The 19,112-nt window shown below is 70.2% G+C and carries 19 protein-coding genes; 14 read left to right on the top strand and 5 right to left on the bottom strand.

Annotated features, from left to right (window positions below; all coding sequences use genetic code 11):
• Positions 1–35: 35 nt before the first annotated feature.
• The gene (locus E2169_RS12000; protein WP_132986845.1) at positions 36–488 is read right to left on the bottom strand and encodes a CopD family protein; all 453 of its coding nucleotides are present in this window, start codon (positions 486–488) and stop codon (positions 36–38) included.
• A 71-nt stretch (positions 489–559) separates the two neighbouring features.
• Here E2169_RS12000 and E2169_RS11995 point away from each other — a divergent pair, with 71 nt between their 5' ends.
• Together E2169_RS11995 and E2169_RS11990 are read left to right on the top strand one after the other, a co-directional pair.
• Positions 560–1,150 (top strand): class I SAM-dependent DNA methyltransferase, encoded by a 591-nt coding sequence (locus E2169_RS11995; RefSeq protein WP_132986844.1) that lies wholly within the window; start codon positions 560–562, stop codon positions 1,148–1,150.
• Between the two features lie 115 nt (positions 1,151–1,265).
• Complete coding sequence (locus tag E2169_RS11990; RefSeq protein WP_132986843.1) at positions 1,266–2,576, top strand: polyhydroxyalkanoate depolymerase; 1,311 nt, start codon at positions 1,266–1,268, stop codon at positions 2,574–2,576.
• 15 nt (positions 2,577–2,591) lie between these two features.
• On the opposite strand, the gene E2169_RS11985 is transcribed toward E2169_RS11990, so the two are convergent.
• Together E2169_RS11985 and E2169_RS11980 are read right to left on the bottom strand one after the other, a co-directional pair.
• Positions 2,592–3,512, bottom strand: a complete 921-nt coding sequence (locus tag E2169_RS11985) for a sensor domain-containing protein (RefSeq protein ID WP_132986842.1) — start codon at positions 3,510–3,512, stop codon at positions 2,592–2,594.
• Complete coding sequence (locus E2169_RS11980) at positions 3,512–3,892, bottom strand: PadR family transcriptional regulator (RefSeq protein ID WP_132986841.1); 381 nt, start codon at positions 3,890–3,892, stop codon at positions 3,512–3,514. The genes E2169_RS11985 and E2169_RS11980 overlap by 1 nt, the downstream gene beginning before the upstream one ends.
• Positions 3,893–3,992: 100 nt before the next feature.
• Between E2169_RS11980 and E2169_RS11975 the strand changes: the two genes are divergently transcribed.
• The 3 genes from E2169_RS11975 (at position 3,993) to E2169_RS11965 (ending at position 7,217) form a co-directional block, all read left to right on the top strand.
• A complete protein-coding gene (locus E2169_RS11975) occupies positions 3,993–4,928 on the top strand; it encodes a peptidylprolyl isomerase (protein ID WP_370465119.1) in 936 nt (311 codons plus the stop codon).
• A 100-nt stretch (positions 4,929–5,028) separates the two neighbouring features.
• Positions 5,029–5,325 carry a hypothetical protein gene (locus tag E2169_RS11970; RefSeq protein ID WP_132986840.1) on the top strand — a complete coding sequence of 99 codons (297 nt, stop codon included), beginning with the start codon at positions 5,029–5,031 and terminating at the stop codon, positions 5,323–5,325.
• Between the two features lie 77 nt (positions 5,326–5,402).
• On the top strand, positions 5,403–7,217 hold the full coding sequence (locus E2169_RS11965) for a DUF885 domain-containing protein (RefSeq protein ID WP_132986839.1): 1,815 nt from the start codon (positions 5,403–5,405) through the stop codon (positions 7,215–7,217).
• Between the two features lie 466 nt (positions 7,218–7,683).
• Here the strand turns inward: E2169_RS11965 and E2169_RS11960 are convergent, their stop codons facing one another.
• Complete coding sequence (locus tag E2169_RS11960; protein WP_132986838.1) at positions 7,684–9,303, bottom strand: serine hydrolase; 1,620 nt, start codon at positions 9,301–9,303, stop codon at positions 7,684–7,686.
• A 112-nt stretch (positions 9,304–9,415) separates the two neighbouring features.
• Here E2169_RS11960 and E2169_RS11955 point away from each other — a divergent pair, with 112 nt between their 5' ends.
• The 6 genes from E2169_RS11955 (at position 9,416) to E2169_RS11930 (ending at position 16,064) form a co-directional block, all read left to right on the top strand.
• Positions 9,416–10,246, top strand: coding sequence for a DUF72 domain-containing protein (locus E2169_RS11955; RefSeq protein ID WP_132986937.1), 831 nt, complete (start codon positions 9,416–9,418; stop codon positions 10,244–10,246).
• A gap of 76 nt (positions 10,247–10,322) precedes the next feature.
• On the top strand, positions 10,323–11,288 hold the full coding sequence (locus E2169_RS11950; protein ID WP_132986837.1) for an aldo/keto reductase: 966 nt from the start codon (positions 10,323–10,325) through the stop codon (positions 11,286–11,288).
• A 3-nt stretch (positions 11,289–11,291) separates the two neighbouring features.
• Positions 11,292–12,572, top strand: a complete 1,281-nt coding sequence (locus E2169_RS11945) for an NTP/NDP exchange transporter (RefSeq protein ID WP_132986836.1) — start codon at positions 11,292–11,294, stop codon at positions 12,570–12,572.
• A gap of 119 nt (positions 12,573–12,691) precedes the next feature.
• Positions 12,692–13,633, top strand: a complete 942-nt coding sequence (locus E2169_RS11940; RefSeq protein ID WP_132986835.1) for a DMT family transporter — start codon at positions 12,692–12,694, stop codon at positions 13,631–13,633.
• 4 nt (positions 13,634–13,637) lie between these two features.
• Complete coding sequence (locus E2169_RS11935) at positions 13,638–15,356, top strand: ExeA family protein (protein WP_132986834.1); 1,719 nt, start codon at positions 13,638–13,640, stop codon at positions 15,354–15,356.
• Positions 15,357–15,365: 9 nt separating this feature from the next.
• Positions 15,366–16,064, top strand: coding sequence for a general secretion pathway protein GspB (locus tag E2169_RS11930; RefSeq protein ID WP_132986833.1), 699 nt, complete (start codon positions 15,366–15,368; stop codon positions 16,062–16,064).
• Position 16,065: 1 nt separating this feature from the next.
• Here the strand turns inward: E2169_RS11930 and E2169_RS11925 are convergent, their stop codons facing one another.
• Complete coding sequence (locus tag E2169_RS11925; RefSeq protein ID WP_132986832.1) at positions 16,066–16,455, bottom strand: MAPEG family protein; 390 nt, start codon at positions 16,453–16,455, stop codon at positions 16,066–16,068.
• Between the two features lie 101 nt (positions 16,456–16,556).
• Between E2169_RS11925 and E2169_RS11920 the strand changes: the two genes are divergently transcribed.
• The 3 genes from E2169_RS11920 to E2169_RS11910 are packed head-to-tail and all read left to right on the top strand — an operon-like array spanning position 16,557 to position 19,095.
• On the top strand, positions 16,557–16,784 hold the full coding sequence (locus tag E2169_RS11920) for an RNA-binding S4 domain-containing protein (protein WP_132986831.1): 228 nt from the start codon (positions 16,557–16,559) through the stop codon (positions 16,782–16,784).
• Complete coding sequence (locus tag E2169_RS11915) at positions 16,781–17,338, top strand: LemA family protein (protein WP_207918393.1); 558 nt, start codon at positions 16,781–16,783, stop codon at positions 17,336–17,338. Before E2169_RS11920 ends, E2169_RS11915 begins: the two co-directional genes overlap by 4 nt.
• Entirely contained in the window at positions 17,335–19,095 is a 1,761-nt protein-coding gene (locus tag E2169_RS11910; RefSeq protein ID WP_132986830.1) for a DUF2207 domain-containing protein, read from the top strand. The genes E2169_RS11915 and E2169_RS11910 overlap by 4 nt, the downstream gene beginning before the upstream one ends.
• Positions 19,096–19,112 lie beyond the last annotated feature (17 nt).

The raw sequence follows: 19,112 nt of genomic DNA, 5'->3' as shown, positions 1-19,112 counted from the left end.
CGTGGCCGCCAGCAGGCGGCCGCGGCAGGTCCGGCTCAGAACGGCTTGGCGAGCACAAGCCAGACGATCACCAGCAGGATCAGCACCGGCAGCTCGTTGCGGATGCGCAGCAGCTTCGTCGATGGCATCGCGCCGCCGCGTGCCACGGCCTTCAGCTGGCGGCCCTCGAGGATGTACATCGCGAACATCACCGCCACCAGCAGCAGCTTGGCGTGCATCCAGCCGGTGCCGCTGCCGACCATCGTCGGGAAGTCGGGGATCACGCGATACCCCATCCACAGCACGAGGCCTGCGACCACCGCCAGCCCGAACATCACGTGGCCGAATCGGTACAGCCGCCGCCCCATCAGCAGCAGGCGCTCGCGCACTGCGGGGTTGCCGCCGTCCTCCACGATGTTGATCAGGATGCGCGGCAGGTAGAACGCCCCCGCGATCCAGGCCATCACGAACACGATGTGCAGCGATTTGATCCAGAAATAGGTCTGCATTGCTTCCCGCCAGTCTGTCGATGGCCTACAGGATCGCACGGCGCGCACCGCAGCCGGTATCGTGCCCGCCCATGGACAAGACCTACGATCAGGCCTATTTCGACCGCTGGTACCGCCGCGGCGGCATCGGCGGGCAGCAGCGACTGGCGCGCAAGGTGGCGCTGGCGGTGGCCACGGCCGAATACCACCTCGAACGCCCGCTGCGCAGCGTGCTCGACATCGGCTGCGGCGAAGGCGCCTGGCGCGCACCGCTGCTGAAGCTGCGCCCGAAGACGCACTACCTCGGCTTCGACAGCAGCGTGTATGCGATCGAGCGCCACGGCGGGCGCCGCAACCTGCACCACGCGCGCTTCTCGGACTTCGCCGAGCTGCGCCCCTGCGCGCCCGCCGACCTGGTGGTGTGCAGCGACGTGCTGCACTACCTGCAGGCGCGCGAGATCGACCGCGGCCTGCCGGGCCTGGCCGAGCTGTGCGGCGGCGTCGCCTTCCTTGAAACCTTCGCCCGCGAGGACGCCGCCGAGGGCGACGAGGACGGCTTCATCGGCCGCCCGGGCGCCTTCTATCGCCGCCGCTTCGAGGCCGCGGGATTCCGCGCCCTGGGCTCGCATTGCTGGCTCTCGCCGGCGCTGGCGCCGGGGGCCACCGCGCTCGAACTGGCCTGAAACGGCGCCCGCAGCGCCTGAACAGCCCCCTCGCCCCTGTGACCAATGGCCACCTGTCGCCCACGGCCCGCTGCGTTATGCTGCGGCGCATCAGAAACCGGGGCACCCACCGCCGATGATCTACCAACTGCACGAACTCAATCGCAACCTGCTTGCGCCCTTCACCGAGATGGCCCAGGCGAACGCGAAGATCTTCGGCACCGACGGCACCTGGCTGTCCTCGCTTCCCGGCGCCGCCCGGGTGGCCGCAAGCAACGAGCTCCTGCACCGGATCGGCAAGGACTACGAAAAGCCGCCCTTCGCCATCCACCAGGTGGTCAAGGACGGCCATGACGTGCCGGTGGTGGAGAAGGTGGCGCTCGACAAGTCCTTCTGCCGCCTGCTGCGCTTCAAGCGCTACACCGACGACGCCGAGAACATCCTCGGCATGAAGGACCAGCCCACCGTGCTGGTGGTCGCGCCGCTGTCGGGCCACCACTCCACGCTGCTGCGCGACACCGTGCGCACCCTGCTGCCCGACCACAAGGTCTACATCACCGACTGGGTCGACGCGCGCATGGTGCCCAAGGGCGCCGGAGCCTTCACCCTCGACGATTACGTCGCCTATATCCAGGAGTTCATCCGCCACATCGGCGCCGAACGCCTGCACGTGATGAGCGTCTGCCAGCCCACCGTGCCGGTGCTGGCCGCGATCTCGCTGATGGCCGCGCGCGGCGAACAGCTGCCGCGGTCGATGGTGATGATGGGCGGGCCGATCGACACCCGCGAGTCGCCGACCGCGGTCAACAACCTCGCCACCACGAAGCCGCTGTGGTGGTTCGAGAACAACGTCACCCACGTGGTGCCGCAGAACTATCCCGGCAGCGGCCGCCGCGTGTACCCGGGCTTCCTGCAGCACTCCGGGTTCATGGCCATGAACCCGGAGCGCCACTTCATGTCGCACTGGGACTTCTACCAGGACCTGGTGAAGGGCGACATGGAAGACGCCGAGTCGCACCGCCGCTTCTACGACGAATACAACGCCGTGCTCGACATGCCCGCCGAGTACTACCTCGACACCATCCGCGTGGTGTTCCAGGACCACCTGCTGCCGCGCGGCGCCTGGGACGTGGCCGGCGAACACGTCGACCCGGCGGCGATCAAGGGCTGCGCGCTGATGACCATCGAGGGCGAACTCGACGACATCTCCGGCCTGGGCCAGACCCGCGCCGCGCATGCGCTGTGCACCGGCGTCGCCGAGCGCGACCGCGCGCACCTGACCGTCGAGGGCGCCGGCCACTACGGCATCTTCAGCGGGCGGCGCTGGCGCACGCAGGTGTATCCGCAGGTGCGCGACTTCATCGCCAGGCACGATGTTTCAACGGCGAAACGCGCCGCGCCCGCACGCGCCGCCAAGGCGGGCCGCACGGGTGCGAAGCGCCGCTGAGTCCGGCGCGACCGCTCAGGAGTACTGGGCGGTCTTCACCAGCAGGTGCTTGGCCAGCAGGCCGTGGCCGCGGCCGATGGCGCGCGCCAGGTGCAGGGTGGCGAACAGCAGCAGCACGCCGACCACCAGCATCGGCACCAGCTCCCAGCCCTGCAGCGGCACGCCGTTGATGCCGACCAGCACCACGTCGTTGAGGTCGAGCCAGTCCCCGCCGATCCCCGTCCAGACCGCGATCGGCGCAAGCACGAAGCTGATCCCGATCGCCAGCAGCGTCACCGCCAGCGTGAAGTAGACGATCCCCAGCGGCAGCATCAGCAGGAAGTACAGCATCGTGCTCCAGGTGCGCGGGTCGGTGAACATGTCGACGATGCGCTGCCAGATGCTGCGCCCGCGCACCGAGTACAGCGGCCGCCGCGGCATGCGCTCGCCAAGCATCACTTCCACGATCCGCCCCTCCACCAGCGACAGCACCCGCACCGATCCGAAGAACAGGATCAGCAGCGGGATGCCGACGATCGTGATCGACAGGCCCGCCGTCGTGGAGAAGCCGGCCACCACCCAGGTGAAGTAGAAGATGCCGGTGGCCAGCGCCAGCACCATGTAGAACAGCGAGGCGTAGGTGCGGGGATCGGCGACCACGCCGAAGAAGCGGCCCGGCAGCGACTTGCGCCGCGGCGGCGCCGGCGAGCGCAGCGCGGTCTGCACCGTCACCTCGGTGTCGCGGTAGATGTCGGCCACTTCGTCCGGCGCGCCGTAGCTCGACGCGACCGCGGCGATGACCTCGGCCTCGGACCGGCCGGAATTCTCGGCGAGTTCGGAGCGCAGGTATTCCTCGGCATCGTAGAGCGCGTCCTGGATCATCGCCGGGTCTGCACCGGCCAGGGAGCGCCGCAGCTGCTCGAGGTACTCGGGAATGGTGCGCGGCAGTGTGTTCATCACGGGGTCCCCTCCAGGACGGTGTCGACGGAATCGCGGGTGGCGCGCCAGGCGGCGGCCCATTCGCGCAGGGTGGCGTGCCCTGCGTCGGTGATCTCGTAATAGCGCCGCGGCGGACCGGCATCGGAAGGCCCGACATGGCTGGCCAGCAGGCCCGTGCCTTCCAGGTTGCGCAACACCGGGTACAGCGCGCTCTGCTTGCCGCTGAGCACGCCATCGCCGAAGCGCTCCAGGGTCTTGGCGATCTGGTAGCCGTACATCGGCTCCTGCGCACGCGACAGCACCGCGAGCAAGGTCAGCGCCACCGTGCCCGTGCTCAGCTCGCGCTGGAACTTGCGCAGGGCGGCATCGATGTCCGGCGGGGGCAGGGGTTCGGCCATGGAAGCGATGCTATTACGAACTTCCATATAGCGAATGTGCCGATAGTCAGTCCGACCACCGGATCGGCAACAATCGGGACAACCCGACCGGAGTTCCAACGTGCGCACAGACCACCGTTTCCGTCCCCTGCCCCTGTTCCTTGCCCTGCTGTGTGCCGCCGCCGCGACCGCTGCCGCTGCGGCGGAACCGGCCGCCGAAGCCGAACGACCGAAGACCACGCAGGAGCTGCTCGACGCGTCCCTCCCCACCGACTGGCGCAGCCCCGACCCGGGCAACACCCTGTACATGGAGCTCGCCGGCGGTCGCGTGGTGATCGAGCTCGCGCCAACCTTCGCCCCCGGACACGTCGCCAACATCCGCACGCTGGCGAAAGAGGGCTTCTGGGACGGGCTGACGATCTACCGCTCGCAGGACAACTTCGTGGTCCAGTTCGGCGACCTCACCGGCGAGGGCGAAGCGCCGAAGCCGATCGGCAGCGCCAAGCCGACCCTGCCGGCGGAGTTCGCCCGCCCCGCCGAAGGCCTCGCCTTCCACGCGCTGCCGGATCGCGACGGCTGGGCGCCGGAGACCGGTTTTGCCGAAGGCTTTCCCGCCGCGCGTGACCCGGACACCGGCGAGGCCTGGATGGCGCACTGCTACGGCACCCTCGGCGCCGGTCGCGACATGACCGCCGACTCCAGCAACGGCACCGAACTCTATGTCGTCATCGGCCAGGCGCCACGCCAGCTCGACCGCAACATCACCCAGGTCGGCCGGGTGCTGCAGGGCATGGAACTGCTGAGCGTGGTGCCGCGCGGCACCGGCCCGCTGGGCTTCCACGAGGAGGCGGCGCAGCGCGTTCCGATCAAGGCCCTGCGCCTGGCATCCGAGGTCCCCGAAGCCGAGCGCAGCGACGTCCGCGTGCTGCGCACCGACACGCCGCTGTTCGACGCCGTGGTCGAGTCGCGCCGCAACCGCCGCGACGACTGGTACCTGCAGCCGGCCGGCCACATCGACCTGTGCAACATCTCCGTGCCGGTGCGCATCGCGGAGTGAGTGCGGGAGTCGTCACGCGGTCTTTGCCGGCGGCTTCCTAGCCTGCATCCGGGGCTTGCCCCTCCCCCGCCCGCCCGGCAGACCTCCCGAGGACCCCACGATGGCCCTGCTCCGCATCCGCCTCACCGGCAGCGACGACACCGCGCGCGCCATCATCAACCTGCTGCAGAGCCTCGACGGGATCGAGCATGTCGAGGAGGTCGGCGACCTGATGCCCGAACTCGACGACGCCGACTCGAGCTCCGCAGGTCTCAGTGACGTCGACGGCCCGCAGGGCCATACCATCGAGATCGATGCGCCCAACCCCTCCACCGCGCGCCGGGTGCGCGAGGCGGTGGAGGCGCTGGCCTTCGACCTGGATGCGCTGGTCGAGTTCGACGAGGACGACGACGGCTGAGGCCGGTGTCGGCACGGCATCTGCGCGTTGCCTTCGTCCGGCCTATGCTGCCGCGTCCCCGCCAACCCGAGACCCGCATGTCCCGTCCACTGCTCGCCGCATCCCTGCTCACGCTCGCCCTCGCCGCCTGCCAGGGGCAGACCGTGCCCACGCCCGCGGGCGATGCGGCCACGACCGCCGCGACCGTCGCCGAAAGCGAACAGGACCGCGCGTTCGCAGCGCTCGCCGCCCGCTTCCTCGATGAGGGCCTGGCGCTGTCACCCGTGTCGGCCACCCAGGTGGGCGACCACCGCTTCGACGCCGAGCTCGACGACCTCGGCGCGGCGGGGCGGCAGAAGTCGGTCGAGTGGACGCGCGGGATGCTCGACGCCCTCGACGCCCTCGAAGCCAGCGCGCTGTCCCGCGAGAACCAGGTCGATGCGCTGATCCTGCGCAACACCCTTGAAGGTTCGCTGTGGGACCTGGAAACCATGCAGAGCTGGGCCTGGGATCCGCAGGTCTACAGCGGCCTGGCCGGCGGCGCGATCTACAGCCTGATGGCGCGCGAGTTCGCACCGCTGCCCGAGCGCCTGAAATCCGCCACCGCACGCATGGAGAAGATCCCGGCGCTGCTGGCACAGGCCCGCGAGAACCTCGATCCGGCGCGCGTGCCCAGGACCCACGCCGAGACCGTCGCCCGCCAGAACCAGGGCCTGTTCACCCTGATCGACACCTTCATCACCCCGAACGCGGACCTGCTCGAGGGCGCCGATCGCGAGCGCCTGGACGCCGCCATCGCCGCCCTGCGCCCGGCGGTGGGCGAACACCAGGCATGGCTGGACGGCACCCTGGTGCCGAACGCGAAGGGCGAGTTCCGCATCGGCGCCGAGCGCTACGACCAGAAGCTGCGCTTCTCGCTGAACTCCTCGCTGGGGCGCGAGGAGATCCGCCGCCGCGCCGAGGCCGAACTGGCCCGCGTCCGCGACGAAATGTACGAGGTGGCGAACGTGGTGCTGGCCGATCTCGACGGCGCACCGGACACGCCGGAACAGCCCAGCGAAGACCAGCGCCAGGCCGCGATCGAAGCGGCGATGGAGCTTGCCAACGAGGACCGCCCCGGCCGCGACGAAGTGGTCGATTTCGCCAAGTACACGCTCGAGGTGGCCACGGACTTCGTGCGCGGGCACGACATCGTCACCGTGCCCGACGACCCGGTGAAGATCATCCTGATGCCCGAGTTCCAGCGCGGCTTCGCGGTCGCCTACTGCGATTCGCCCGGCCCGCTCGACAAGGGCCTGGACACCTACTACGCGATCTCGCCGATCCCCGAGGACTGGGACGACGCCCAGGTGACCTCGTTCCTGCGCGAGTACAACAAGCGCATGATCCACGTGCTCAGCATCCACGAGGCGATGCCGGGCCACTATCTGGAAGGCGCGCATTCGGCCAAGCATCCCTCGACGCTGCGCGCGGCGCTACGCTCGGGTCCCTTCGCCGAAGGCTGGGCGGTATACACCGAGCGCGTGGTCGCCGATGCCGGCTACCTCGACAACGACCCGCTGTTCCGCCTGATGCAGCTGAAGTTCTACGCCCGCTCGGTGGGCAACGCGATCCTCGACCAGGGCATCCACGTCGACAACTGGACGAAGGAACAGGCGATGGACCTGATGGTCCGCCAGACCTTCCAGCAGCAGAGCGAAGCCGAGGGCAAGTGGATCCGCGCGCAGCTGTCGTCGACGCAGCTGGCGACGTACTTCGTCGGTGCGCAGGAGCATTTCGACATGCGCCGCGCGGTGGAAGCGAAGAAGGGAGAGGCTTTCGACATGAAGCGCTACCACGATGCCGTGCTGGCGACGGGCGCGCCGCCGGTGAGGTTTGCGCGGCAGTTGTTGCTGGGAGAGGCGATCCAGTAACGGGACATTCCCGCAAGCTCGCCGCCAGCTGCCCTTCGGGCCTCTTCCCCCGCAAGCGGGGGAAGAGGGTATCGCCTAATTTTTTGGTTCATCTCCGAATTCCGGGGAACCGGTTCGACGAGGAGTGTGTGCTTCTTTCGCTACGCCTCGCGGAGACCTGGAGGGCCCCGCCGCGGCCGGGAGGCCTTCGCGGCTCATGTCCCCCGGCATCCGCCTGGCGGCGGATGCCTCCTCCTTGACTTCCCCGCGAAGGCCTCCCGGCCACGACGGGGCTTGGCTTCGGCCGCAGATGCGCGAGATCCCCGGCTTTGCTCCCGGCCACCGCGTACTGCTGCGCACCGGGTGCCAAGGCCCTTGAGGGCGAAGTCAAGGAGGAGGCGATGGCCGCAGGCCAGCGCCGGGGGACATGAGCACTCAAGGGCCTTGGCATCCGGCGCCCGCGCTGTAGCTATGGCGCGCCATTCCCTCAGTTGGGAGATGAACCTTTTTTCTCTACCGGCTTCAGCCGCAGGTCGTGGAAGTCGAAGCTGAAGTCCGTCAGCGGCGACACCGCCTCCATCCTGGCCTCACGCACCTTGCCGTCATGATCGAGGCTGAAGTCGACGAAGGCGTCGGCGTTCAGGGTGCGGTCGCGCCAGCGCACGATGAAGCTGTCGTGCTGCCAGTGCTCGAGGTCGCCGACCAGCTGCGGGGTGCGGGCGAAGCGCATCTCCAGGCCCTTGCTGCCCTGGGCCAACACCACATCGCCGTACCACGGGTCGCGGTAAGTGGCCGCGTAGCCACTCAGCGGCAGCGCAGGCTTCGACCGCGCGTCCCGCGCCGCGACGTGCTTCTTCCAGTCTTCGTCCGCCCTGTCGCCGCCCTTGGCGATGGCCGCGGCGTAGGCCGCGACCCAGTCCGTGGCCGGCGCCTCCATGTAGGCGTCGAGCACGTGCATGGTGATGGCGTTGAAAGCCGCGCCGGTTTCCTGGTTGGTCAGCACCACCACGCCCAGGTCGAGTTCGGGCACCAGCGTCAGCCGCGAAACCATGCCCGGCCAGCCGCCGGTGTGCCAGACCAGCCTGCGGCCGCGGTAGTCGCTCAGGCTCCAGGCCTCGCCGTAGCCGGCGAAGTTCGGCTTCGTGGCCGCAAGCTCGGGCACCGTCGGCTTGCGGATCGGGATCGGCGTCACCAGCGACCACATCGCCTCGTGCCGCTTCTCGCTGAACAGTCGCTTCGCATCCTCGCCCTCGCCCTCCAGCACGCCGCCGTCCAGCTGCACGCGCATCCACTTCGCCATGTCGTTGACGCTGGAATAGATGCCGCCGGCCGCGGTGTTGTTCGACCAGGACATCGCCGGCACCGGCTCGGGCTCACCGGTGAAGCCGGCGCGCGCGTGGCCGGTGGCGACGTTGGTGTCGGTGGGGCGCAGTGCGTTGCTGTCGATGCGGGTGTCGCCCATGCCCACCGGCTGGAACAGGCGCTCGCGCACGAAATCCGCGTAGGCCTGGCCTGAAACGCCTTCGATCACCAGCTGGGCCACGGCGTAGAGCACGTTGTCGTAGGCGTAGCGGTCGCGGAAGCCGCCGGCGATGGGCACGCGCGCCAGGCGTTCGACGACGTCGCGCGTGCTGTAGTCGCTCGGCGGCCAGAACAGCAGGTCGCCGGCGCCCAGGCCAAGTCCGCTGCGGTGCACCAGCAGGTCGCGGATGCGCATCTCGCGGGTGACGTAGGCGTCGTCCATGCGGAACCAGGGCAGGTGGTCGATCACGCGATCGTCCATGTCGAGCTTGCCTTCGTCGGCAAGGATCGACAGCGAGGCCGAGGTGAAGGCCTTGGTGATGGAGGCGATCGAGAACAGCGTGTCGGCGTCGACGACTTCGGCCTTGCCGACCTCGCGTTCGCCCCAGCCGCCGGCGAACACCAGCTCGCCATCCTTCACCACCGCCACTGCGACGCCGGGCACCTTGAAGGCTTCGCGCACCGACTCGACCTGCGCATCGAGCCCGGTGAGCGGCGCAGGAGGCGCGGCATCCGCGGCATGCGTTGCGTTGGCGATCGGGAGCAGCAGCAGCGAAAGGGCTAGGGCAAGGGTCGGTCTGCGCATGGGCAAGGCACCTGTCTGGACTGTCGGGCAGTATCGGCCACGACGCGGCGCATCGGAACACGCAGCTATGATCGGGCTCCAGCCGGCCCCGCCGGCGGCGGGCATCGGCACCATGGACAGCCTCTTCGACAACGCAGTGCCGCCGGTCGACGGCATCCGCACCGGCATCGGTGGCTGGACCTTCGCGCCCTGGCGCGACAACTTCTATCCCAAGGGCCTGGTGCAGCGACGGGAGCTGGAATACGCCAGCCGCCGCCTGTCCGCGATCGAGGTCAACGGCACCTACTACGGAACCCAGAAGCCGGCGACGTACGCCAGATGGCGCGACGAGACGCCGCAGGGCTTCGTGTTTTCCGCAAAGGCACCGAAGCGGATCATGCAGTCGCGAACGCTGGCGAAGACCGGGCCGCAGGTCGAGGATTTCATCGGCGGCATCGTTGAACTCGGCGACCGTCTCGGCCCGCTGGTGTGGCAGTTCGACCGCGGCACCCGCATCGCCCGCGACGACTTCACCGCCTTCCTCGCGCTGCTGCCGCGCGAGTCCGGCGGACGCAGCCTGCGGCACGTGCTCGACGTGCGCGACCCCGGCTTCGTCGATGCCGACTACATCGCGCTTGCGCGTGAATACGGCATGGCGACCGTGTTCACGGATTCCGACGAGCATCCCACCTTCGCCGACATCACCGCCGGCTTCGTCTATGCGCGGCTGATGCGCTCGCGCCCCGGGATCGCGACCGGCTACCCGGAGCCCGAGCTTGCGCGCTGGGCCGAGCGCGCACGCGCCTGGGCAGCCGGCAGCGAACCCGACGACCTGCCCCGCATCGCTGCGGCCGAAGCCGCGCCGGCCGGACCGCGCGACGTGTTCGTGTTCTTCATTTCCGCCGCCAAGGAGCGCAACCCGGCCGCCGCAATGGCGCTGCACGCCCTGCTTGTGCGAAGCTGAGCGCGACCCTCACGCACCTTGGCCCATGCTCGCCAAGCCTTGCCTGGCGAGCCCGCTCCAGCAGGAGGATTCGCCCATGACGTCACGACGTGAATTCCTGTCCGTCGCCTCGCTCGCCGCCACCGGGATCGTGCTTTCACCGCTGGCCGGATGCAGTCGCGAGGCGACGCCCCCCGGTTCACAGACAGCGGCCGCGCCCGTTCCCGCTGCGTCCACCGGCCCGATGCTGACCCGCGCGATCCCGTCCACCGGCGAGCAGTTGCCGGTGATCGGCGCCGGCACCTCGGGCAGCTACGAGGTCGCTGCGGGTTCGCCGGAATACGACGCCTTGAAGGAGGTCGCGCGCATTTTCTTCGAAGGCGGCGGCAGCGTCATCGACACCTCGCCCAACTATTCCAACGCCGAGGACGTGGTCGGGGCCCTGCTCGACGAAGGCGGCTGGCGCGACCGCTGTTTCCTCGCCACCAAGCTCGCCGCCGACAGCCGCGCCGAGCTCGAGGCACAGTGGGCGGACTCGCTGCGACGCCTGCGCACCAACCGCGTCGAACTGCTGGCCGTGCACAACATGCGCAACATGGCCGAGGCCCTGGCCTATGCCCGGGAGCTGAAGGAGCAGGGGCTGGTGAAGTACATCGGCCTCACCCACTACCAGACCAGCGCGCACAACGCGCTGCGGCAGGCGATGCAGGACGAGAAGCCGGACTTCATCCAGATCAACTACTCGGTGAACTCCCCGGCCGCGGCGTCGAGGCTGTTCCCGGCCGCCCGCGACCAGGGCGTGGCGGTGATGGTCAACCGCGCCTTCGACGACGGCAAGCTGTTCGGTCGCGTGGGTGGACGCGCGCTTCCGGACTGGGCCGCGGAGGCCGGCATCACCTCGTGGTCGCAGATGTTCCTGAAGTTCGCGATCAGCCATCCCGCGGTCACCGTGGTCATCCCGGCCACCGGCAAGCCGGACCGCCAGGCCGACCAGCTCCGCGCCGGCCATGGCGAGTTGCTCACGTCGTCCCAGCAAGACGAACTCGTCGCCATGTTCAGCTGATCGATGGCCACCGGCAGCGCGCGCTGGCTGCAGCGCGCCTTCAGCGTGGAAGACGACGAAGCCGGCGCGGTGGTCGCCGGCTTCGCCATGTTCTTCCTGCTGTTCGCGGGCTATTTCATGCTGCGGCCGGTGCGCGAGACCATGGGCATCGCCGGCGGCGTGCACAACCTGCAGTGGCTGTTCACCGGCACCTTCGTCGCCACGCTGGCGGCGATGCCGCTGTTCGGGTGGGTCGCGGGCCGCGTACGCCGGCGGCGGATCCTGTACTGGGTGTACGGATTCTTCATCACCAACCTGCTGGCCTTCGCCGCCTGCTTCGCGTTGAAGCCCGGTGATCCCTGGATCGCGCGCGCGTTCTACATCTGGCTGTCGGTGTTCAACATGATCGCGATCTCGGTGGCCTGGAGCGTGCTGGTGGACGTGTTCACCACGGCGCAGTCCAAACGCCTGTTCGCGCTGATGGCCGCCGGCGCCAGCCTCGGTGGCCTGGTGGGGCCGCTGCTCGGCGTGTTCCTGGTCGGGCCGCTGGGCTATGCGGGACTGTCGCTGCTGTCGGCGGCGCTGCTGGCCGCGGCCGCGCTGGCGGCCTGGCGCGTGCACCGCTGGCGCGACGCGAGGCCGCTGCCCGGGGACGCCGACATGCCGCGCCAGCGCGCGCTCGGCGGCAGCCCCCTGGCCGGCGCCACCGATGTGCTGGGGTCCCCCTACCTGCTCGGCATCGCCAGCTTCGTCCTGCTGCTGGCCAGCGTCACGACCTTCCTCTATTTCGAACAGGCGGCACTGGTGGAGGCCCGCTTCCCGGACCCCAAGGACCAGACCCGCGTGTTCGGGATCATCGACACCCTGGTGCAGACGCTGGCGATCCTGTCGCAGCTGTTCATCACCGGGCGCGTGGCGAAGTCGCTGGGCGTGGGCGTGCTGCTGGTGGCGGTGCCGCTGGTGGTGGCCGCGGGCTTCCTGTGGCTGGCGTTCGCGCCGGTGTTCGCGGTACTGGCGGTGGTGATGGTGGTGCGCCGCGCCGGCGAGTACGCCTTCGTGCGCCCAGGCCGCGAGATGCTCTATACCGTGGTCGCGCCGGAAGCCAAGTACAAGGCCAAGAACTTCAACGACACCGTGGTCTACCGCGGCGCCGACGCGGTCAGCGGCTGGGTCAAGGCCGGCATCGACATGGTGGCCCAGCAGCCGGCGGTGGCGATGGTGATCGGCTCCGGCATCGCCCTGGTCTGGGCCGCCAACGGCGCCTGGCTTGCACGGGCCCAGCGTCGCACTTCCCCCTCCCCCTGACCCGAAGCCGACCCTCTTCGTCGCCTACTGGGGAAGATGCCCGAAGGGCAGATGGGGGCAACCTCGCCACCGCCCCCCACTCCCGCCGATAATCGCCTCACCACCCTTGGCGATGCCCCATGACCCCGACAACCAAGGCCCAGCTGCAGGTCCACCTGTGCGTGCTGCTCTGGGGCTTCACCGCGATCCTCGGCAAGCTGATCACGCTGCAGGCGCTGCCCCTGGTGTGGTGGCGCATGCTGCTGGTGGTCGCGGCGCTGGCGCTGGTGCCGCGGGTGTGGCGCGGGCTGCGCGCGCTACCGCGCAGGCTGCTGCTGTCCTATGCCGGCATCGGCGTGCTGGTGGCCCTGCACTGGCTGACCTTCTATGGCGCGGTGAAGCTCGCCAACGCCTCGGTGGCGGCGACCTGCATGGCCCTGGCCACCGTGTTCGTGGCCATGATCGAGCCGCGACTCTCGAAGCGGCGCTTCTCGCGCGCCGAGCTCGCCCTGGGCATCTCGGTGCTCCCGGGCGTCGCCCTGGTGGTCGGCGGCATTCCCGACGGCATGCGCATCGGGGTGGCGGTGGGCGCGGTGTCGGCGCTGTTCGTGGCCCTGTTCGGCTCGCTCAACAAGCGCCTGGTGGAGCACGCGGATCCGCTGGTCGTGACCGCGGTCGAACTCGGCGCCGGCACCATCGCACTCACCCTGCTGGCACCGCTGATGCCGTTCGTGTTCCCGGCCCTGGCCGGACCGCTGTTCACCCTGCCCGGTGCGTCCGACGCCGGCTACCTGCTGCTGCTGGCCTTTGCCTGCACGCTGTTCCCGTTCGCACTGTCCCTGGTGGCGCTGCGCCACATGAGCGCGTTCTCGGCGCAGTTGGCGGTCAACCTGGAGCCGGTCTATGCCATCCTGCTGGCCATCGTGCTGCTGTCCGAACAGCAGGAGCTGAGCCTGCCCTTCTACCTGGGCGTGGTGATCATCCTCGCCGCGGTTCTGGTGCATCCGGTGCTGACCCGGCCGCGGCGCATCACCCACCCCGAGGCCCTGGCCGTGGGGGAATCGCGCGACGTGACAGACTGATCGCATGTACCTCGAGCACTACGGACTCGCCGAGCCACCGTTCTCGATCACGCCGGATCCGCGCTTCGTCTTCCTCGGCGAACGCCACCGCGACGCGCTCGCGCACCTGCTGTTCGGCATCACCCAGGGCGGCGGCGGCGGCTTCGTACAGCTCACCGGCGAGGTCGGCACCGGCAAGACCACGCTCAGCCGGCTGCTGCTGGGGCAGCTCCCTGACAACGCGCGCGTGGCCCTGGTGCTCAACCCGCGCCAGGATCCGGTGCAGCTGCTGGAGACCGTGTGCGAAGAGCTGCGCATCGACCTCGACGGCCGGCGCGGCAATGCCAAGGCCCTGGTCGACGCGCTCAACGCCCACCTGCTCGAGGCCTATGCGCAGGGATTGCGCGTGGTGCTGCTGGTCGATGAGGCGCAGGCGCTGCCGGTGGAAACGCTGGAGCAGGTGCGCCTGCTCACCAACCTCGAGACCGACACCCAGAAGCTGCTGCAGGTGATCCTGATCGGCCAGCCGGAACTGCGCGACATGCTCGCCGAGCCCGGCCTGCGGCAGCTGGCGCAGCGCATCACCGCGCGCTTCCACCTCACCCCGCTCGACGCCGCCGGCACCGCCGACTACCTGCGCCACCGCTTCCGCGTCGCCGGCGGCCAGCACTTCCCCTTCGATGCCGGCGCGGTGCAGCGCATCCACCTGCGCAGCGGCGGCATCCCGCGCCTGGTCAACGTGATCGCCGAACGTGCACTGCTCGCCGGCTACGCGCGCGACCGGGCCACGATCGATGCCGCGCTGGTTGAGGAAGCCGCGCGCGAAGCGCTGCAGCCGCAGGCCTCCATGCACGGTCGGCCGCGGCCCTGGCTGCTGGCGGCCGCCGGCATCGGTGCCGCGGCTGTTGTTGCGATCGCGACCGCGGCGCTGTGGCCGCGCCCGAATGTGCAGCCGGATGCTTTGCCGCTCGCGGAGGGGATCGCGACGGGCGCGGCGAACGGCGCCACGGCGTCTGCTCCGGGCTCCCGAGCAGTCGCAGACGGAGCCAGCGGCATGAGCGACGCTGCGACGGCGACGGACGGAAGCGACGCGGACGCACTGCCTGCAATCACGCTCGACGATGCCGGCCTTGCCTCACGCATCGGCGCCGCATCCACCGGCGCCGCGCGCGCTGTCGCCTGGCAGGCATTGTTGAACACCTGGTCGCTGCCGCACACCGTGGAAGACGCACGCGCGGCCAGCGGCTGCGCGCCGATGCTCGCGCCCGGCACCTACTGCGTGACCGCCACCGCGCACCTCGATCGCCTGGCCGCCATCGGCCGGCCGGCCCTGCTCCTGCTCGAAGCCGGCGATGGCAGCGCCTGGGCGCTGCTGCAGGGTTCGGACGGCCGTCGCGCACGCCTGCTGCTCGGAGATACCCCGGTCGATGTCGATCGCGCCGCGCTGCAGCGCGCCTGGCCCGGGCGCTATGCCGCGGTGTGGCGTGCATCCGGGGACCTCGTGCCTGCGCCTGCGCGCGGCGGCAGGGGCGCTCCGGTGGACTGGCTGCGCGAGCGCCTGGTGCGCGAAGGCGTGGCCGCCGAGGCGGCGCCGGGCACGCCCTACGACGCCGCGCTGACGGAGTCGGTGCGCCGCTTCCAGCGTGCGCGCGGCCTCGCTGTCGACGGCGTGGTCGGTCCGGAGACGCTGTTCGCGCTCGCCTCCAATGACGCCGGCCCGCGCCTGGCCCGGACCCTGGACTGAGGCACGCGCATGTCCCTGATTCTCGAAGCCCTGCGCAAATCAGAAGCCGAACGTCGCCGCGGCGAAGCGCCCGGCCTGCGCGTGGAGCTGCCGCCGGTGGCCGTGCCCAAACGCTCCGCCGTGCCCGCGTGGGCGTGGATCGCCGGCGCGGCGGTCGTGTTGCTGGCAACGCTCGCCCTGCCATGGCCACCCGGAACCGGTTCCGATGTCGATGATCGCGGGGACGGGGCGCCAACCGGCAACGAGACGGCCGTGGCGCCGCCCGCAACCGGACCTGCGGAGCGTTCCGACACCGGCACCGCAGGCGAAGGCGAAGGCGCATTCCCACGCGTCGAGCGCATCGCGCCTGCCAACCCCGTGGCTCCATCGGCTCCGGACCCTGCGCCGGCAATCCCTGCAGCTCCGCTTGCCGCGGCCGGGCCCGCTTCCACGGAACCTTCCATCGCCGCAGCACCGCGACCTGATCCACGGCCGGATGCCGACATCCCGCGTATCACCGAACTCGCTTCCGCGCAGCGCCAGCGCCTGCCGGCAATGAAGCTCAGCATGCACATGTGGAACGAGGATCCCGCGCGCCGCTTCGTGGTCATCGATGGCCAGCGCAAGGTCGATGGCGACCGCATCGGCGAAGCCACCATCGCCGCCATCGACCGCGACGGCGTCCTGCTGGATCTCGACGGCCGCCGGGTGCGCGTCCCGCTTCCCTGATTCAGAACAGCGCCAGCAGCACCATCAGGATGCCGACCAGCGACACGGCCCAGATCAGGCTGCGCACGTAGGGGATGCCGGAGGCATAGGCCGGGATGTAGGCCAGGCGCGCCCAGAAATAGAGCTGCGCGCCCAGTGCGGTCTGCGCGTCGCCGCGGCCGACGGCGACCACCGCCAGCACCGCCGCGGCGAACAGCGGGAACGTTTCCAGGAAATTCTGGAATCCGCGGTTGACCCGCCCCGCGACCCCGTCCAGCGGCTTCGGCACGCCGTCGCGGGCGCTGGCGTTCCAGGCCAGCCCGCGCTGCGAGGTCTTGAGAGTGGCGTCGAGCATCAGGTGGAACAGGCCCAGCGCGATCGCCCAGGCCAGCATCTGCAGTTCGGTACCCATGCGGTGGTCTCCCTGCGCGTCCCGGCGGGACGCTCGCGCCGAGATTAACCCGGTCCGGCGTGCTGGGTTACGCTCGCAGGCTGATGGATCACGGAACCCCCATGCAGCAGATCGATTTCGAGCTCGAAGGCGAACACGTGGAGCTCAACCAGCTGCTGAAGCTGTCGGGCCTGTGCGACAGCGGCGGCGCCGGCAAGGCACTGGTGGCCTCGGGCGCGGTGCGCGTGGACGGCGCGGTGGAGTCGCGCAAGACCGCCAAGATCCGCGCCGGCCAGGTGGTGGCGCTGGGCGACATCGAGGTCCATGTCCACGCGGAAGCGCCCTCGTGATCGCGCCGATCCTGGCCGGGATGCTCACGGCCGCGGTGCTGGCCTGGGCCGTGATCGCCTACAACCGCCTGGTGCGCCTGCGCAACCAGGCGGCAACCGCCTGGTCGGACATCGACGTGCAGCTGCAGCGCCGCCACGACCTGGTGCCGCAGCTGGTGGCATCGGTGCAGGGCTACGCCACGCACGAGGGCGCGGTGCTGGAAGCCGTCACCGCGCTGCGCGCGCGCGCGCTCGGCCTGCGCGACCCGGCCGAGCTCGGCCAGGTGGAAACCGAACTCGAGCAGGCGCTGGGCCGCCTGGTGCTGCTTCGCGAGGCCTATCCGGACCTGAAGGCCAGCGAGAACTTCGTCCGCCTGCAGGACGACCTGGTCGACGTCGAGGAACATCTGCAGTACGCACGGCGCTACTACAACGGCGCCGTGCGCGACCTCAACGACGCCGTGCAGCGCGTGCCCGACGTGCTGGTCGCGCGCACCTTCGGCTTTGGCCAGGCCGCGTTCTTCCAGGCCGCCGCCGACAGCCGCGCGGCGCCCACGGTGGAATTCCGGGAATGAACCGCCGGCGTGTGCCGCTGCTGGCCTGGCTGCTGGCGGCCGCGCTGCTGCTGCCAGCGTGTGCGGCCGCATCCGAGCGCATCCTCGCCTACGACATCACGGTCGACGTCCAGGCCGACGGCAGCCTCGACGTCACCGAACGCATCCGCGTGCGTGCCGAGGGCCGGAACATCCGCCGCGGCATCTATCGCGACTTCCCGATCCGCTACAAGAACAAGCAAGGCAACAACATCGTCGTCGGCTTCGACGTGCTTGGCGTCGAGCGCGACGGGCGGCCCGAACCCTGGTTCACCGAGGGCCTGCACAACGCCGTGCGGGTGAACTTCGGGAGCGACGACCTGTTGCCGGTGCCGTTCGACACCACCTACACCCTGCGCTACCGGACCACGCGCCAGCTCCGCTTCTTCGACGACCACGACGAGCTCTACTGGAACGCCATCGGTCAGTTCTGGGAGTTCCCCATCGATTCGGGCAGCGTCGAGGTGCGCCTGCCCGAACCGGTACCGGAAGCGCTGCTCTCCGCCGAGGGCTATTCCGGCCGCTACGGCATGCGCGGAGGCGACTTCCAGGCGACGGTGACGGCCCCCGGCGTGGTGCGCTGGGCGCTCACCCACCCGCTGGCGGCGCGCGAGGGGCTGACCATCGTGCTGTCCTTCCCCAAGGGCATCGTCGAGGTGCCCTCCCGCGCCGCCAGCGCGATGTGGCTGCTGCGCGACAACCTGTCGCTGCTGGCGGCGCTCTCGGGCCTGATCGTGCTGCTGGGCTTCTGCGTGAAGCGCTGGCAGCGCGTCGGCCGCGACCCCAAGCCCGGCGTGGTCATCGCCCGCTACGAGCCGCCGCGCGGCGAGTCGCCGGCGGCGCTGCGCTACATGCTGCGCCGCCGCTACGACACCACCTGCATGTCCGCCGACCTGCTCGCCTGCGCGGTGAAGGGCGCGCTGTCCATCGAACACGAGAAGCGGATGCCGGGCGACCGCTGGACGCTGCGCCGCAGCGGCGTACCCGCCTCCGCGATCGCCAACGGCGACGAACGACGCCTGCTCGAGGCCCTGCTGCCGCCCTCGCGTCCGCGCCTGGAGCTGGACAAGGAGAACGCCGCCCACATCCAGGCCGCGATCGCAAAGCACAGCAAGGCGCTGGCCAAGCGCTTCCAGCCGGCGATGTTCCGGCACAACGGCGGCAGCATCGCGATCGCCTTCCTGATCTTCGTCGTCACCACGGTGACGACCCTGCTGCTGACCGCAGCCAGCAACGGCGGCGGCATGCCCTGGGCGCTGGCGCCACTGGCGCTGGGGCTGGCGGTCGCGCTGGTGTTTGCATTCACGGTGGGCGCGCCGACCCCGGAGGGGCGCCGGCTGCTCGACGAGATCGAAGGCTTCAAGCGCTATCTGGCGGTGGCCGAGCAGGACGACCTCGCGCGCATCCAGGGGCCCGCCAGCGGCCGTCCCCCGCCGCTCGACGGCAAGCGCTTCGAGGCATTGCTGCCCTATGCCGTGGCGCTCGACGTCGAAGAGGCCTGGACGAAGAAGTTCACCATCGCCGTGGGCTCCGCCACGGCGGCCGCGGCCACGGCCGGCATCGCCTGGTACCACGGCAGCGGGAACGTCGGCGACCTCGGCACGTTCACCGGCTCGATCGGCAGCGCGCTCAGCAGCCAGATCACCACCTCGTCCGCGACGCCGGGAAGCGGGTCGGGCGCCGGCGGCGGTGGCTTCTCCGGAGGCGGTGGCGGCGGTGGAGGTGGCGGTGGACGCTGAAGACCGGCCGCGGCGCG

Source organism: Luteimonas terricola (assembly GCF_004352845.1).
Classification (GTDB): domain Bacteria; phylum Pseudomonadota; class Gammaproteobacteria; order Xanthomonadales; family Xanthomonadaceae; genus Luteimonas; species Luteimonas terricola.
The sequence above is the reverse complement of the archived record's forward strand: the minus strand, read 5'-3'. Positions and strand labels throughout refer to the sequence as shown.

What these genes read in the sequence shown, in the direction of transcription:
- E2169_RS12000 (WP_132986845.1), bottom strand. Translation starts at nt 488, where the DNA reads ATGCAGACCTATTTCTGGATCAAATCGCTGCACATCGTGTTCGTGATG.
- E2169_RS11995 (WP_132986844.1), top strand. Translation starts at nt 560, where the DNA reads ATGGACAAGACCTACGATCAGGCCTATTTCGACCGCTGGTACCGCCGC.
- E2169_RS11990 (WP_132986843.1), top strand. Translation starts at nt 1,266, where the DNA reads ATGATCTACCAACTGCACGAACTCAATCGCAACCTGCTTGCGCCCTTC.
- E2169_RS11985 (WP_132986842.1), bottom strand. Translation starts at nt 3,512, where the DNA reads ATGAACACACTGCCGCGCACCATTCCCGAGTACCTCGAGCAGCTGCGG.
- E2169_RS11980 (WP_132986841.1), bottom strand. Translation starts at nt 3,892, where the DNA reads ATGGCCGAACCCCTGCCCCCGCCGGACATCGATGCCGCCCTGCGCAAG.
- E2169_RS11970 (WP_132986840.1), top strand. Translation starts at nt 5,029, where the DNA reads ATGGCCCTGCTCCGCATCCGCCTCACCGGCAGCGACGACACCGCGCGC.
- E2169_RS11965 (WP_132986839.1), top strand. Translation starts at nt 5,403, where the DNA reads ATGTCCCGTCCACTGCTCGCCGCATCCCTGCTCACGCTCGCCCTCGCC.
- E2169_RS11960 (WP_132986838.1), bottom strand. Translation starts at nt 9,303, where the DNA reads ATGCGCAGACCGACCCTTGCCCTAGCCCTTTCGCTGCTGCTGCTCCCG.
- E2169_RS11955 (WP_132986937.1), top strand. Translation starts at nt 9,416, where the DNA reads ATGGACAGCCTCTTCGACAACGCAGTGCCGCCGGTCGACGGCATCCGC.
- E2169_RS11950 (WP_132986837.1), top strand. Translation starts at nt 10,323, where the DNA reads ATGACGTCACGACGTGAATTCCTGTCCGTCGCCTCGCTCGCCGCCACC.
- E2169_RS11945 (WP_132986836.1), top strand. Translation starts at nt 11,292, where the DNA reads ATGGCCACCGGCAGCGCGCGCTGGCTGCAGCGCGCCTTCAGCGTGGAA.
- E2169_RS11940 (WP_132986835.1), top strand. Translation starts at nt 12,692, where the DNA reads ATGACCCCGACAACCAAGGCCCAGCTGCAGGTCCACCTGTGCGTGCTG.
- E2169_RS11935 (WP_132986834.1), top strand. Translation starts at nt 13,638, where the DNA reads ATGTACCTCGAGCACTACGGACTCGCCGAGCCACCGTTCTCGATCACG.
- E2169_RS11930 (WP_132986833.1), top strand. Translation starts at nt 15,366, where the DNA reads ATGTCCCTGATTCTCGAAGCCCTGCGCAAATCAGAAGCCGAACGTCGC.
- E2169_RS11925 (WP_132986832.1), bottom strand. Translation starts at nt 16,455, where the DNA reads ATGGGTACCGAACTGCAGATGCTGGCCTGGGCGATCGCGCTGGGCCTG.
- E2169_RS11920 (WP_132986831.1), top strand. Translation starts at nt 16,557, where the DNA reads ATGCAGCAGATCGATTTCGAGCTCGAAGGCGAACACGTGGAGCTCAAC.
- E2169_RS11910 (WP_132986830.1), top strand. Translation starts at nt 17,335, where the DNA reads ATGAACCGCCGGCGTGTGCCGCTGCTGGCCTGGCTGCTGGCGGCCGCG.